Source organism: Citrobacter sp. H12-3-2, from assembly GCF_009649895.1.
In the GTDB taxonomy this organism is placed as follows: Bacteria; Pseudomonadota; Gammaproteobacteria; order Enterobacterales; family Enterobacteriaceae; genus Citrobacter; species Citrobacter portucalensis.
Genome location: NZ_CP045837.1, coordinates 3,711,529 through 3,725,154 on the forward strand (window position 1 = coordinate 3,711,529; position 13,626 = coordinate 3,725,154).

General features: G+C 52.9%; 16 protein-coding genes. 3 read left to right on the forward strand and 13 right to left on the reverse strand.

Annotation, left to right across the window (positions count from 1 at the left end; genetic code table 11):
* Positions 1-4 precede the first annotated feature (4 nt).
* The 6 genes from pgpA to nrdR all read right to left on the reverse strand — a co-directional run bounded on the left by pgpA (position 5) and on the right by nrdR (position 4,112).
* Entirely contained in the window at positions 5-523 is a 519-nt protein-coding gene (gene pgpA / locus GHC22_RS17795) for a phosphatidylglycerophosphatase A (protein WP_003021578.1), read from the reverse strand.
* Complete coding sequence (gene thiL / locus GHC22_RS17800) at positions 501-1,478, reverse strand: thiamine-phosphate kinase (protein ID WP_153753655.1); 978 nt, start codon at positions 1,476-1,478, stop codon at positions 501-503. Before thiL ends, pgpA begins: the two co-directional genes overlap by 23 nt.
* A gap of 77 nt (positions 1,479-1,555) precedes the next feature.
* Complete coding sequence (gene nusB / locus GHC22_RS17805) at positions 1,556-1,975, reverse strand: transcription antitermination factor NusB (protein ID WP_000801129.1); 420 nt, start codon at positions 1,973-1,975, stop codon at positions 1,556-1,558.
* Positions 1,976-1,994: 19 nt separating this feature from the next.
* Complete coding sequence (ribE, locus tag GHC22_RS17810; RefSeq protein ID WP_003021575.1) at positions 1,995-2,465, reverse strand: 6,7-dimethyl-8-ribityllumazine synthase; 471 nt, start codon at positions 2,463-2,465, stop codon at positions 1,995-1,997.
* A 90-nt stretch (positions 2,466-2,555) separates the two neighbouring features.
* Positions 2,556-3,659, reverse strand: a complete 1,104-nt coding sequence (ribD, locus tag GHC22_RS17815; RefSeq protein WP_153753656.1) for a bifunctional diaminohydroxyphosphoribosylaminopyrimidine deaminase/5-amino-6-(5-phosphoribosylamino)uracil reductase RibD — start codon at positions 3,657-3,659, stop codon at positions 2,556-2,558.
* Between the two features lie 3 nt (positions 3,660-3,662).
* Complete coding sequence (gene nrdR, locus GHC22_RS17820) at positions 3,663-4,112, reverse strand: transcriptional regulator NrdR (RefSeq protein WP_003021571.1); 450 nt, start codon at positions 4,110-4,112, stop codon at positions 3,663-3,665.
* 153 nt (positions 4,113-4,265) lie between these two features.
* Here nrdR and GHC22_RS17825 point away from each other — a divergent pair, with 153 nt between their 5' ends.
* Positions 4,266-4,805 carry a DUF3251 domain-containing protein gene (locus GHC22_RS17825; RefSeq protein WP_020996578.1) on the forward strand — a complete coding sequence of 180 codons (540 nt, stop codon included), beginning with the start codon at positions 4,266-4,268 and terminating at the stop codon, positions 4,803-4,805.
* Positions 4,806-5,103: 298 nt separating this feature from the next.
* Positions 5,104-5,967, forward strand: coding sequence for a nucleoside-specific channel-forming protein Tsx (locus tag GHC22_RS17830; protein WP_153753657.1), 864 nt, complete (start codon positions 5,104-5,106; stop codon positions 5,965-5,967).
* Positions 5,968-6,012: 45 nt separating this feature from the next.
* Here GHC22_RS17830 and GHC22_RS17835 read toward each other — a convergent pair whose 3' ends face one another.
* The 7 genes from GHC22_RS17835 to queA all read right to left on the reverse strand — a co-directional run bounded on the left by GHC22_RS17835 (position 6,013) and on the right by queA (position 12,878).
* Positions 6,013-6,705 (reverse strand): YafY family protein, encoded by a 693-nt coding sequence (locus GHC22_RS17835; protein ID WP_057067578.1) that lies wholly within the window; start codon positions 6,703-6,705, stop codon positions 6,013-6,015.
* 23 nt (positions 6,706-6,728) lie between these two features.
* Positions 6,729-7,094, reverse strand: a complete 366-nt coding sequence (locus GHC22_RS17840) for a VOC family protein (RefSeq protein WP_153753658.1) — start codon at positions 7,092-7,094, stop codon at positions 6,729-6,731.
* A gap of 170 nt (positions 7,095-7,264) precedes the next feature.
* The gene (secF, locus tag GHC22_RS17845) at positions 7,265-8,236 is read right to left on the reverse strand and encodes a protein translocase subunit SecF (protein ID WP_003021550.1); all 972 of its coding nucleotides are present in this window, start codon (positions 8,234-8,236) and stop codon (positions 7,265-7,267) included.
* Positions 8,237-8,246: 10 nt separating this feature from the next.
* Positions 8,247-10,094 carry a protein translocase subunit SecD gene (secD, locus tag GHC22_RS17850; RefSeq protein WP_003021547.1) on the reverse strand — a complete coding sequence of 616 codons (1,848 nt, stop codon included), beginning with the start codon at positions 10,092-10,094 and terminating at the stop codon, positions 8,247-8,249.
* A gap of 27 nt (positions 10,095-10,121) precedes the next feature.
* The gene (gene yajC / locus GHC22_RS17855) at positions 10,122-10,454 is read right to left on the reverse strand and encodes a preprotein translocase subunit YajC (RefSeq protein ID WP_003021544.1); all 333 of its coding nucleotides are present in this window, start codon (positions 10,452-10,454) and stop codon (positions 10,122-10,124) included.
* Positions 10,455-10,476: 22 nt separating this feature from the next.
* Positions 10,477-11,604, reverse strand: coding sequence for a tRNA guanosine(34) transglycosylase Tgt (tgt, locus tag GHC22_RS17860; RefSeq protein WP_003021535.1), 1,128 nt, complete (start codon positions 11,602-11,604; stop codon positions 10,477-10,479).
* A 209-nt stretch (positions 11,605-11,813) separates the two neighbouring features.
* Positions 11,814-12,878 carry a tRNA preQ1(34) S-adenosylmethionine ribosyltransferase-isomerase QueA gene (gene queA / locus GHC22_RS17865; RefSeq protein WP_032942525.1) on the reverse strand — a complete coding sequence of 355 codons (1,065 nt, stop codon included), beginning with the start codon at positions 12,876-12,878 and terminating at the stop codon, positions 11,814-11,816.
* A gap of 90 nt (positions 12,879-12,968) precedes the next feature.
* Here queA and acpH point away from each other — a divergent pair, with 90 nt between their 5' ends.
* Positions 12,969-13,550 carry an ACP phosphodiesterase gene (gene acpH / locus GHC22_RS17870; protein ID WP_003830978.1) on the forward strand — a complete coding sequence of 194 codons (582 nt, stop codon included), beginning with the start codon at positions 12,969-12,971 and terminating at the stop codon, positions 13,548-13,550.
* The last annotated feature ends 76 nt before the right edge of the window (positions 13,551-13,626 follow it).

The window sequence follows — 13,626 nt, forward strand, 5'->3', positions numbered from 1 at the left end:
AGGGTTAAATGATACCTACCGGCCAGTGATGACCGATAAAATACAAAATACCGGCAGAGAGTATTCCGGCCACAATATCGTCGATCATGATCCCCGTCCCGCCATGCACGTTGCGATCGAACCAACGAATCGGCCACGGCTTCCACATATCCAGAATACGGAAAATCACAAATCCGGCGGCAACCCACTGCCAGTCGTTGGTCGGCAGCGCCATCAGGGTAATCCACATCCCGACAAACTCGTCCCAGACAATGCTACCGTGATCGTGCACGCCCATATCTTTCGCCGTTTGATGGCACAGATAAACGCCGATACAGATAGATAACATCACCACCAGCGAATACAGCTGCCACGGCAGGAAGGTCATTAAATACCAAAAAGGGATTGCCGCCAGCGATCCCATCGTGCCTGGAACAATTGGGCTCAGCCCGCTGCCAAAACCGGTGGCTAACAGGTGCCACGGATTGCGCATACTCAGGCGGCTTTTGGCGACATCTTTTTTAAGGCGCGGCAAAATGGTCATATCCTTTCCAGTCAAACGTGACGGGTTTTCCATCGCGCGTAAAGTGAATGCCTTCCACGTCCGCGCTCATCTGCCCAATACAGGTAAACGCTGCGCCGAGATTTCCCAGCGCCACTTCCAGCGCACCACGATTAATTTCCGGTACGGTAAAGCATAACTCATAATCTTCACCTCCCGAGAGCGCCCAGCGCAGGGCCTGTTCCGGCTCAACGTGCTGTGACAATGCAGTGGAGTATGGCAGCACATCAACGTTAACCCGTGCGCCACAGCCGCTGGCATTAACGATGTGTCCCAAATCGGAAATCAGGCCATCGGAGAGATCGATAGCCGCACTGGCCAGATCGCGCAGGGCTTGTCCCTGCAAAATACGCGGCGTGGGACGCAGATGGCGTTGCAGAAGATAGTCCGCGTCTGTTGCATCTGCAACCTGCAATCGGTTCTGCAAAATCGCCAGCCCGGCCGCACTGTCGCCCGGCGTGCCGGTAACATAAATCCAGTCACCCGGTTTCGCGCCAGAGCGTTTTAAGGCCCGCCCAACGGGGACGTAGCCATGAATACCCAGCGTCATCGACAGCGGCCCACGCGTGGTGTCACCGCCAATCAGCTGCATATCATAGTAATTGAGGAGTTCAAACAGGCCATCGCTGAAGGCTTCCAGCCAGGCTTCATCGACGTCAGGTAACGTGAGCGCCAGCGTCAGCCACGCAGGATCCGCCCCCATCGCCGCCAGATCGCTTAAATTCACCGCCAGTGCTTTCCAGGAGAGATCGGTCGGATCAATGTCGGGGAGAAAGTGGTTGCCTGCCACCAGCGTATCGGTACTGATCGCCAGCGTTTGTTTTTCAGGGATGTTCAGAAGTGCGCAGTCGTCACCAATACCGGTTTCGACATCAAGACGAGAAGTTCTTACGCGGTCAAAATAACGGGCAATCAGGGAAAACTCGCCACATGCCATACGTTATGCCTCAGCAGAAAAAAAAGAAAAAGCCGGGGACAGCGGAAACAGGTTCCACCATCCAGCCGGCCTCGGGATTACTTTTTGTTGGGGCGAATCACAGGTGCTGCTTTATCCAGTACGCCGTTCACGAATTTGTGGCTATCTTCAGCGCCGAAGGTTTTTGCCAGTTCAATCGCTTCGTTGATGGCCACTTTGTACGGCACATCACTACGTTTAGACAATTCAAACAGCGCAATACGCAGTACGGCTTTTTCTACCTGACCCAGCTCTTCCAACAGACGAGACAGGTAAGGCTTCATTAATCCATCCAGGTACGCGCTGTTAGTCGCCACCCCGGACAGCAGTTCACGGAAATACAGAACGTCGACATCTTTAACGTCCTGTTCCGCCAGGAACTGGTATTCAACATCAGCGATGTCGTTCTGGGACAACTGCCAGGAGTAGAGCGCCTGGACGGCACACTCACGGGCGCGGCGACGAGCAGCAGGTTTCACGGATTTCCCCTTACAAAAATCAGGCCTTGATGGCTTTCAATACATTAATCATTTCAAGCGCAGTCAGTGCAGCTTCTGCGCCTTTGTTACCGGCTTTAGTGCCAGCACGTTCGATGGCTTGTTCAATACTTTCGGTGGTCAGAACACCGAAGGCTACCGGAATGCCACTGTCCTGAGCGACATGCGCCAGGCCATTGCTTGCACCGCCAGCCACATATTCGAAGTGCGCGGTACCGCCACGGATCACCGTACCGAGCGCAATCACCGCGTCGTATTTACCGGTTTTTGCCAGTGCGTCAGCCGCCAGTGGCAGCTCATATGCACCTGGAACCCAAACAACGGTAATGTTTTCATCTTTAACCTGGCCAATACGTTTCAGGGCGTCGATAGCACCTTCCAGCAGGCTGTCATTGATAAAGTTGTTGAAACGCGCAATGGTGATGGCGACGCGAGCGTCCGGGGTAGCAACGTTAGCTTCAATAATGTTCATATTCTTCCTTCGGGTTCGATTTATGGCCCCGTAAGGGGGGCGGATTTTATCATAATATTCTGTGCGCTGCTTCCTCTAAATCAGAAAGCCTCACGCAGTCGTTAAATGCAGGCAAACGTCCGGGCCCACCTGGCGTATCTCATTGAATTTGAAATGGGGTGCGTCAGCCAGTTTCTCAAGGCCTGGAAGCACACATAATCCTCTCGCTTCGCTGCCTAACAGTTTAGGCGCAACATACACGATTAGCTCATCGACCAAACCGGCCTGTAATAATGCCCCGGCGAGCGTTGGGCCTGCTTCAACCCAAATGCTGTTAATTTGCTGTTTGCCCAGTTGCATCATTAGCACCACCAGATCCAGATGCCCGTTATGTTCCGGCACCTTCAGGCTGCGCACCGTTTCCGGCCAGCTACGAGGGTCGTCTTCAGTCCGGACAATCCAGGTTTCTCCAGGCTGTTGCACAATTCGGTGCGCCGGTGTGACCTGATTCTGGCTATCAAGAACAATACGGATTGGCTGACGCAGCTCTTCCTGCGGGTAACTCGCCTGAGTTGACTCCCCAAGCTCCGACCAACGCACGGTAAGCTGAGGGTCGTCTGCCAGCACCGTAGCACTGCTGGTTAAAATGGCATGGCTTTGCGCGCGCAAGCGTTGCACATCGCGGCGCGCCTGTGGCGAGGTAATCCACTGGCTTTCACCGCTGGCCATCGCTGTACGGCCATCAAGCGACGCGCCAAGCTTAAGCTGAAGATACGGGAATCCCGTACGCATGCGCTTGAGGAAGCCTTTATTCAGTTGCTCAACTTCGCTCATCATCAGCCCGTGGCTGACGTCGATACCCGCCTGCTGCAAACAGTAGAGCCCACGTCCTGCGACCTGCGGATTGGGATCCTGCATCGCCGCAACCACACGCGACACCCCCGCCGCAATCAGCGCATCGCAACACGGCGGCGTGCGACCATGATGACTACAGGGTTCAAGCGTCACGTAGGCAGTTGCCCCCTGCGCTTTTTCTCCGGCCATCCGCAGAGCATGAACTTCGGCATGCGGTTCGCCCGCTCGGTGATGATATCCTTCACCGACGATCTCCCCATCTTTCACAATCACGCAGCCCACGTTGGGGTTGGGGTGAGTGGTAAAACGTCCGCGCGCAGCAAGCTTTAGCGCGCGCGCCATGTACAATTCATCCTGCATGGCTTAGTCCTGTAGGCGAGCAATCTCTTCGCCAAATTCTTTGATGTCTTCGAAACTCCGGTAGACAGAGGCAAAGCGGATGTAGGCGACTTTATCGAGCTTTTTCAACTGCTCCATCACCAGGTTGCCAATCATCTTGCTCGGCACCTCACGCTCGCCCGTCGCACGCAGCTGTGATTTGATATGGTTTAACGCCATTTCGACGTCATCTGCGCTGACAGGCCGTTTCTCAAGCGCTCTGAGCATGCCGCTGCGCAGCTTTTCTTCATTAAAGGGTTCACGCACATCGTTGCTTTTCACAACGCGCGGCATGACAAGTTCAGCCACTTCAAAAGTGGTGAAACGTTCGTTACAAACCAGACACTGCCGACGGCGGCGTACCGAGGAGCCCTCGCCTACAAGACGAGAGTCAATTACCTTAGTGTCTACGGCGAAACAGAATGGGCAATGCATACGGCGTCCTGTACCTCAGTGGTTAACAGAATCTATTTTACCCTGAACTGCCGTGACAACAAAGGCGCTGCGCTTTTGAGACAAAGGATCGATGCCTTCGTGCTCAGTGCACACTACCATTATGCTATCGCGACAATGAAGGAAGTAATCACAATGACAAGACGTTACCTAAGAATTCTCCTGGTGGGAAGTCTCTTTAGTCTTAGTGCCTGCGCACAGCAAAGCGAAGTACGCCAGATGCATCAAAGCGTTAGCACGTTGAATAAAGAGATGACGCAGCTTAATCAGGAAACGGTAAAAATTACGCAACAAAATATGTTGAATGCAAAATCAACCAGCGGCGCCTATCTGCTGCCCGGCTCCAAAACCCCGGCACGACTGGACAGCCAGATTGGCACCTTACGCATGTCGCTGGTGAACATTGCGCCGAACGCTGATGGTACTCGCCTGACTCTACGAATTCAGGGTGAATCCAACACGCCTTTACCCGCCTTTAGCGCCACCGTCGAGTACGGGCAAATTCAGGGCACCACGGACAACTATCAGGAAGTGAACGTTCATAACCAGTTGGTCAACGCTCCGGCGAGTATTCTTGCTCCCAGCGACGTAGACATTCCGTTACAGATAAATGGCCTCACTCCAGATCAGTTAGGATTTGTGCGCATCCACGACGTCCAGCCTGTTAGCCAATAAACTTTTTTGCGGAACGTTTTGTGCGTTCCGCAACATCACTCTGCTTCTTTTTGTTACTCCCCTGACATAACCGATATTTCTGGTAAAACTTGGCAACATTCATGGGAGCCAGTACAATTCGCCGCCTAAAGTACGCAAACGTGAACGCAATCGATTACGTAAATGATAGAACTGTGAAACAAGACATATTTTTGTGAACAATGATTTTTATAATAGGCTCCGAAGAATTACGAAATATTTAGAAACGCAAATTGCGCATTTTTCACTCCCGAAAGGGATTTCAAACAGTGGCATACATATGAAAAAAACATTACTTGCAGCCGGTGCAGTGCTGGCGCTCTCCTCGTCTTTTACTGCCAACGCAGCAGAAAATGACAAACTGCAATATCTGTCCGACTGGTGGCACCAGAGCGTTAACGTGGTGGGTAGCTATCACACCCGTTTCTCCCCGAAACTGAACAACGACGTGTATCTTGAATACGAAGCGTTTGCCAAAAAAGACTGGTTTGACTTCTATGGCTACATCGATATTCCGAAAACCTTCGACTGGGGTAACGGCAACGATAAAGGTATCTGGTCTGACGGTTCCCCGCTGTTTATGGAAATCGAACCGCGTTTCTCCATCGACAAACTGACCGGTGCTGACCTGAGCTTTGGTCCGTTCAAAGAATGGTATTTCGCCAACAACTACATCTACGATATGGGTGATAACAAAGCCAGCCGCCAGAGCACCTGGTACATGGGTCTGGGTACCGATATCGATACCGGTCTGCCGATGGGTCTGTCCCTGAACGTGTATGCTAAATACCAGTGGCAGAACTATGGCGCATCCAACGAAAACGAGTGGGATGGCTACCGTTTCAAAGTTAAATACTTTGTGCCGATCACCCAGGTTTGGGGCGGCCAGTTGACCTACATCGGCTTCACCAACTTCGACTGGGGCTCAGATTTGGGTGATGATCCGAACCGCACCAGCAACTCTATCGCGTCCAGCCACGTCCTGGCGCTGAACTACGATCACTGGCACTACTCCGTCGTAGCGCGTTACTTCCATAACGGCGGTCAGTGGAAAGGTGGAGATACCCTGAACTGGGGCGAAGGCGACTTCAGCGCGAAATCTACCGGTTGGGGTGGTTACCTGGTCGTAGGTTACAACTTCTAATCCAGACAATGTCTCGCAGATAAGCCAGCTTAACCGCTGGCTTTTTTATGGCTGGTCTTCACAGCGTACTTTACGCAAAAAGTCACTTAGCGAGCGATCTGCCGATTCGCGAAAATGCCTTTCGAGTGGCGTAATCTTCAGACATCGATCAACGCGAAAGCAACGATAATCGTCACGCTTCTCGCACCAGCCAACCAGCAGCCAGTGCTCGCCCCAGAAAAATAATCCCAGCGGCTGAACGTCGCGCCAGGAGAGGTTCCCGGACTCATCGCGATAATGCAGCGCCAGCACCTGCTGGGCTGAAACCGCGCGATGTATGAGATCGAAGGCACTACGTGAATGCGGCTGATTACCAAAATCTGGCGCGAAAATCCGCGTTTGCTCGGCTCTGCGCCGACTCTCTGGCGGCAATATCGCCAACACTTTTTCCTGCGCGGATTCCAACGCCTGTGAGAGTGAATCCCCACCCCATGTTTTCAGCAATCGAATCGCTACCATCAATGCTTCTGATTCGTGATGCGTTAACATCAACGGCGGTAGATCAAACCCGGCCATTAAGCGGTATCCGCTGCCCACTTCGCCTTCAATAGGCACACCGGATAAAGAGAGATCGCGGATATCGCGATAAATCGTCCGTTCAGAAACCTCAAGACGCTCTGCCAGCAGCGCCGCCGTTGTCACTCGCCTGCCACGCAGGATTTGCACAATCTGAAACAAGCGGTCGGCGCGTCTGCTCATTTTAATCCTCAGTGCTGAAAATATTACGCGGGTTGATGTAAACCAACACGATTGCCTTCGCTGTCAGTAAATAGCGCAATCGTACCAATGTCCTGACCCAGTTCTAGTGGGCCAAACACGCACTGACCGCCAGCAGTGGCGACGCGTTCAAGCGTTGCAGCCAAATCGTCCGTATGCAGATAAATAATAGCGCCCTGCGTTGAAGGCGTAATACCGTCAAATTTAGCCAGCGCCCCGCCGGGAGCGGGATCCTGATGCGGAAATACGGCGAGCTCAGCGCAGTCCATGTTCTCCCGGCGCAAAGAAATCTGCATTACTGGCTCATAAAAAGCGATGGCGCGGTCCATTTGTGCCACGGGGATTTCAAACCAATTAATTACGTTGCTCATACTTCCTCCTGCCTGTGTGGGTAATCTCAGGAGGACTATAAGGCAGGGCTACTGACAGCATACTGTCAGTAGTGTGGCGACAGGAAAAGATAATTACCTGTCGCTAATTCACAGGCAAAAAAAATCCCGACCTTGCGATCGGGATTCCAGTATCTTCACTCCAGGATGGGTTAAGGCAGAATCGACGGTTGATCCGCCCCTTCTTTCTCGACCTTCTGCTGCAGCATGTGCTCACGCTTCATACCCAGCTTCAGCGCCAGCGCCGATGCCACGTAGATAGAAGACGCAGTACCGATAGAAACACCGATCAGCATCGTCAGCGAGAATCCTTCCAGTACCGGACCACCGAACAGGAACAGCATCAGAATAACCATCAACGTTGTACCGGACGTAATCAACGTACGGTGCAGCGTTTGAGTCAGTGACACGTTAAAGATTTCGTAAGGCGTACCGCGACGAATTTTGCGGAAGTTTTCACGAATACGGTCAGATACAACGATACTGTCGTTCAGCGAGTAACCGATTACCGACATCAGTGATGCGACGATAGTCAGGTCAATCTCGATATGGAACAACGACAGGATCCCAAGTGTGATAATCACGTCGTGCGCCAGCGCGATAACTACCCCTGCCGCCAGTCGCCACTCAAAGCGGAAACCAACGTACACCAGGATGGAGATCAACGCCGCCATCAGCGCCATCGCACCGGTTTGCGCCAGGTCTGCACCCACGCTCGGACCCACGAATTCAATTCGCTTCACCGCGGCGTTTTGGTTGGTGGATTCGTTAATCACACTCAACACTTTGCTACCCAGCACCTGACCGCCGTCTGCACCTTCAGTTGGCGGCATACGTACCATAATGTCGTGGCTGCTGCCGAAGTTCTGCAGGAGCGGATCAACGAAGCCCGCTTTCTCCAGCGCATCGCGCATCACGTCCATATCGGCCGGTTTTTCCAGCGTGATTTCAATAACCGTACCACCGGTGAAATCGAGCCCCCAGTTAAACCCGCGTACGCCCATCACCACGATGGCCGCAATCAGCAGGAAACCTGAAATGCCGAAAGCCCAGTAGTCCCAGCGCATAAAGTCCCAGACTTTACGGCCGTGGTTCAATTGTTCAACAGTATATTCCTGTGCCACTTCGCACTCCTCAGATTGACAGCTTTTTGACGCGCTTGCCGCCATACAACAGGTTTACGATGGCACGTGTACCGACAATCGCGGTAAACATCGACGTCGCCACACCAATACCGGTAGTAATCGCGAACCCTTTAATTGCCCCGGTGCCAACTGCGTACAGGATGATGACCTTGATCAGCGTCGTAATGTTCGCATCAAAGATGGAGCTAAATGCGCCCGCATAACCTTCATTGATGGCCTGCTGCACCGAACGCCCGTTACTCAACTCTTCTTTGATACGTTCGTTGATCAGTACGTTCGCATCGACCGCGACGGCAAGGGTTAAGACGATCCCCGCAATCCCCGGCATACTCAGCGTAGCACCCGGCAGCAACGACATAATACCGACAATCAGCACCAGGTTAGCAATCAGCGCACTGGTCGCAATCAGACCGAACTTCTTATAGAAGAAGATCATGAACAGGATAGACACCACCAGACCGGCCAGACATGCTTCCAGACCCTGTTTAATGTTCTGCATACCCAGGGTTGGGCCGATGGTACGTTCTTCAACAATCTGAATCGGCGCAATCAACGCACCGGCACGTAACAGCAGGGAAAGCTGGCGTGCTTCGTTCGGGTTGTTGATACCGGTGATACGGAAGCTGTTACCCAGGCGAGACTGGATATTGGCGATGTTAATCACCTCTTCCTGCTTCACCAGTACTGCACGACCGTTGGCATCTTTCTTACCGCTGTCTTTGTACTCCACGAACAGGGTCGCCATCGGCTTACCGATGTTGTCCTTGGTGAAGTTGGACATGATGTTACCACCTGCGCTATCCAGCGAGATGTTAACCTGCGGCTGATTGTATTCGTCCTGGCTGGAAGTGGAGTCGGTGATATGGTCACCGGTCAGGATCACGCGCTTGTACAGTACAACCGGCTGACCTTCACGAGATTGTTTCACTTCCGAGTCACCCGGTACACGCCCGGATGCCGCAGCAGACTGGTCAACGTTGGTATTTACCAGACGGAATTCCAGCGTCGCGGTTGCGCCCAGAATTTCTTTCGCACGCGCGGTATCCTGAATACCCGGCAGTTCGACCACAATGCGGTCAGCACCCTGACGTTGTACCACCGGCTCAGCAACACCCAGTTGGTTAACACGATTACGCAGAATGTTGATGTTCTGCTGTACCGCGTATTCACGGGCTTCGCTCAGGCGCGCATCGGTCATTACCGCACGCAGAGCATTGCTGCCCTGGCTGGAAATAACCAGATCCTGGTGACGTTTGCTCAGGTAAGAGATAGCTTCATCACGGGCGCTGCTATCACGGAAAGTGATGCTCAGACCGTAGTTATCTTCTTTGCGAACGGTAGTATAAGGAATGCCTTTTTCACGCAGATCGCTGCGCAGGCTATCGATATTTTGTTCCTGCAACTTACTCAGCGCGGTGTCCATATCCACTTCCATCAGGAAGTGAACGCCGCCACGCAGGTCAAGACCGAGTTTCATCGGTTCTGCGTGAATGGCAGCCAGCCAGCGCGGGGTTGCCGGAGCAAGGTTAAGCGCCACGACGTACTGATCGCCCAGTACGCCCATTAATACTTCACGTGCGCGCAGTTGGGTATCAGTGGAGTCGAAGCGCGCGAGAATAGCACCCTCTTCCAGAGCCACAGACTTAGGTGTGATTTTATCTTCTTGTAACGTTTTCTGGACCTGGATCAGCGTTTGCTCACTGGCGGCGGCACCGCGCACGCCAGTGATTTGAACAGCCGGATCCTCACCATACAGGTTGGGAAGCGCATAGAGCAGACCGACGACAATAACGACGATCAGCATGACATACTTCCACAAAGGATAACGGTTTAACACGGCAGTTCCCTTTGGGAAAACAATAAATTACAGCGCCTTCATGGTGCCTTTCGGCAGAACGGCAGCTACGAAATCACGTTTGATAACCACTTCAGTGGTGTCGTTCAGCGCGATAGCGATGTAGCCAGATTCTGCTACTTTAGTCACGCGACCCACCAGACCACCGTTAGTCAGTACTTCATCGCCTTTCGCAATGGAGTTCATCAGGTTCTTGTGTTCTTTGGTACGCTTTTGCTGTGGGCGCAGGATCATGAAATAGAAAATCAGACCAAACACCACCAGCATCAGAATCAGAGACATCGGGCTGCCCTGCGCCGGAGCACCTGTTGCCGCTACCGCATCAGAAATAAAAAAGCTCATTCAAATTCCCTCATTATTAAAATTAATCAACGTTCACAGGTGGAACTGGTCTACCCTGACGTTGGTAAAAATCGGTCACGAAGCTCTCTAATTTACCCTCTTCAATAGCCTTGCGTAAACCCGCCATCAAACGCTGGTAGTAGCGAAGGTTATGAATCGTGTTGAGTCGCGCGCCCAATATTTCGTTGCAACGGTCGAGATGATGCAAGTAAGCGCGCGAATAATTGCGACAGGTGTAGCAATCACACTCAGCATCGAGCGGACTGGTGTCGCTTTTATGTTTCGCGTTACGAATTTTTACCACGCCGTCAGTCACAAACAAATGACCATTACGGGCATTTCGCGTTGGCATCACGCAGTCAAACATATCGATACCGCGACGCACGCCTTCAACCAGATCTTCTGGTTTGCCGACGCCCATCAGGTAACGCGGTTTATCTGCCGGAATCTGTGGGCATACATGCTCCAGGATGCGGTGCATATCTTCCTTCGGCTCACCGACAGCCAAACCGCCGACAGCGTAGCCATCAAAGCCGATATCTACCAGACCTTTAACAGAGATATCACGTAAATCTTCGTAAACGCTGCCCTGAATGATGCCAAAAAGCGCATTTTTGTTGCCGAGACTATCAAAACGGTCACGGCTGCGCTTCGCCCAACGCAAAGACATCTCCATTGAGCGTTTAGCATAGTCCCAGTCGGCCGGATACGGTGTACATTCATCGAAGATCATCACGATATCGGAACCGAGATCGTATTGAATCTCCATCGACTTCTCGGGATCGAGGAAAATCGGATCGCCGTTGATCGGGTTACGGAAATGCACGCCCTGCTCGGTTATCTTACGGATATCGCCCAGGCTGAACACCTGGAAGCCGCCGGAGTCGGTGAGGATCGGCCCTTTCCACTGCATGAAATCGTGCAGATCGCCGTGCAGTTTCATGATTTCCTGACCCGGGCGCAGCCACAGGTGGAAAGTGTTGCCGAGGATAATCTGTGCGCCGGTCGCTTCAACTTCTTCCGGCGTCATGCCTTTTACTGTGCCGTAAGTACCGACCGGCATAAAAGCAGGCGTTTCTACTACGCCACGATCAAAAACCAGGCGGCCACGGCGAGCGCGACCGTCTGTGGTATCCAGTTCAAATTTCATTTTTTCTCCTGCATCAGAGAGACAGTCTGATGATTAAACTTTCCCCACGGAATCACTCCACGGAGTAAAAATATATTAACCCACTGGCGAAGGCGCAATCGGCGCAGCCAGTTTGGGGGGCGACCAGCGCACAGCCACCGGAGCGTACACGTAGTACGTGAGGATGGCGAGCACTGCCCGCCATCAAAATGGCAAGTGAGATAGCCTTCTCACGGTCGCTCAGAAATAGCCTGCGGATTGTACGTGATAAACATGGCATCCCCGTAACTAAAAAAGCGATATTCCGCTTTTACCGCTTCATGATAGGCGTGCATGGTGTTTTTATAACCAGCAAATGCGGAAACCAGCATAATCAGCGTTGATTCCGGCAGGTGGAAGTTGGTGACCAGAGCATCAATCACCTGATATTTATAGCCTGGATAAATAAAGATTTGTGTATCGCCGAAGAACGGCTCGATGAGATCGTTTTTGGCCGCCTGCGCCGCACTTTCCAGCGAACGCACGGAGGTGGTACCTACCGCAATCACGCGATTACCGCGCGCTTTCGCCGCCAGCACCGCGTCCACTACATCCTGCGGCACTTCCGCATATTCGGAATGCATAATGTGGTCTTCGATGGTGTCTACGCGCACCGGTTGGAAAGTACCCGCGCCAACGTGCAGGGTGACGAACGCCATTTCAATGCCTTTATCGCGCAGTTTAGCCAGCAGCGGATCGTCAAAATGCAGACCCGCGGTCGGCGCAGCGACGGCACCCGGTTTTTCGCTGTACACGGTCTGGTACAGCTCGCGGTCGGCGTCTTCATCCGGACGGTCGATATACGGCGGCAACGGCATATGGCCGATGGCGTTGAGGATATCCAGCACGCTGCGTTCGTCGTTAAACTCAACTTCAAACAGCGCGTCATGGCGGGCGACCATCGTCGCTTTAATACTTTCGTCGTCGCCCAGCAGCAGCTCGGCACCCGGTTTCGGCGCTTTCGAGGCACGAATATGCGCCAGAATACGTTTGTCATCCAGCATACGCTCGACCAGCACTTCAATCTTGCCGCCGCTGGCTTTACGACCAAACAGACGCGCAGGAATGACGCGGGTGTTGTTAAAGACCAGCAAGTCTCCAGGGTTGAGCTTATCGAGCAAATCGGTGAAAGTACCGTGCGTCAGCGCGCCCGTCGGCCCGTCCAAAGACAGCAAGCGGCAGCTACTGCGCTCAGCTTGCGGATAGTGGGCAATCAGGGATTCGGGTAGTTCAAAGGTGAAATCGGTAACGCGCATGACACTGACTCAGACTAAAATAAGAGGCGGGTAGTCTAGTGCCGGGGCGTTCTCCCTGCAACCTTTACCCCTCTGGATAAACGTTTAACTATGAATTTTCTTGCACATTTGCATCTCGCTCACCTTGCCGATAGCTCGCTTTCCGGCAATCTGCTGGCCGATTTTGTCCGGGGTAATCCGGAAACACACTACTCGCCTGATGTGGTAGCAGGCATCTTCATGCATCGTCGTATCGACGTGATGACCGATAACTTACCGCAGGTGCGTGAAGCCAAAGAGTGGTTTCGTAGCGAAACGCGCCGCGTCGCGCCGATTACGCTGGACGTTATGTGGGATCATTTTCTGTCGCGCCACTGGTCGGAAATCTCCCCTGACTTCCCGCTGACGGACTTTGTGCGCTATGCCCGTACCCAGGTAACCACTATTTTGCCGGAATCGCCGCCGCGCTTTATCAATCTGAACAACTATATATGGTCAGAGAAATGGCTTGAGCGCTACCGGGACATGGATTTTATCCAGAACGTCCTGAACGGCATGGCCAGCCGCCGTCCACGGCTCGATGCCCTACGCGACTCATGGTATGACCTCGATACGCATTACGATGCGTTAGAAGAACGATTCTGGCAGTTTTATCCGCAAATGATGGAACAGGCGCGGTGTAAAACCCTTTGATCGCAGCCCGCATTCCCCGCCGGATAAGCAGTAGCCGCCGTCCGGCAAAAGATTGATAGACAAAACCTGTCTCATT

Excerpts from the sequence above, each read along its gene's own strand:
- GHC22_RS17840 (WP_153753658.1), bottom strand. The coding sequence starts at position 7,094 with ATGAGCAACGTAATTAATTGGTTTGAAATCCCCGTGGCACAAATGGAC.
- GHC22_RS17825 (WP_020996578.1), top strand. The coding sequence starts at position 4,266 with ATGACAAGACGTTACCTAAGAATTCTCCTGGTGGGAAGTCTCTTTAGT.
- tgt (WP_003021535.1), bottom strand. The coding sequence starts at position 11,604 with ATGAAATTTGAACTGGATACCACAGACGGTCGCGCTCGCCGTGGCCGC.
- nrdR (WP_003021571.1), bottom strand. The coding sequence starts at position 4,112 with ATGCATTGCCCATTCTGTTTCGCCGTAGACACTAAGGTAATTGACTCT.
- ribD (WP_153753656.1), bottom strand. The coding sequence starts at position 3,659 with ATGCAGGATGAATTGTACATGGCGCGCGCGCTAAAGCTTGCTGCGCGC.
- GHC22_RS17835 (WP_057067578.1), bottom strand. The coding sequence starts at position 6,705 with ATGAGCAGACGCGCCGACCGCTTGTTTCAGATTGTGCAAATCCTGCGT.
- pgpA (WP_003021578.1), bottom strand. The coding sequence starts at position 523 with ATGACCATTTTGCCGCGCCTTAAAAAAGATGTCGCCAAAAGCCGCCTG.
- queA (WP_032942525.1), bottom strand. The coding sequence starts at position 12,878 with ATGCGCGTTACCGATTTCACCTTTGAACTACCCGAATCCCTGATTGCC.
- acpH (WP_003830978.1), top strand. The coding sequence starts at position 12,969 with ATGAATTTTCTTGCACATTTGCATCTCGCTCACCTTGCCGATAGCTCG.
- GHC22_RS17830 (WP_153753657.1), top strand. The coding sequence starts at position 5,104 with ATGAAAAAAACATTACTTGCAGCCGGTGCAGTGCTGGCGCTCTCCTCG.
- ribE (WP_003021575.1), bottom strand. The coding sequence starts at position 2,465 with ATGAACATTATTGAAGCTAACGTTGCTACCCCGGACGCTCGCGTCGCC.
- yajC (WP_003021544.1), bottom strand. The coding sequence starts at position 10,454 with ATGAGCTTTTTTATTTCTGATGCGGTAGCGGCAACAGGTGCTCCGGCG.
- thiL (WP_153753655.1), bottom strand. The coding sequence starts at position 1,478 with ATGGCATGTGGCGAGTTTTCCCTGATTGCCCGTTATTTTGACCGCGTA.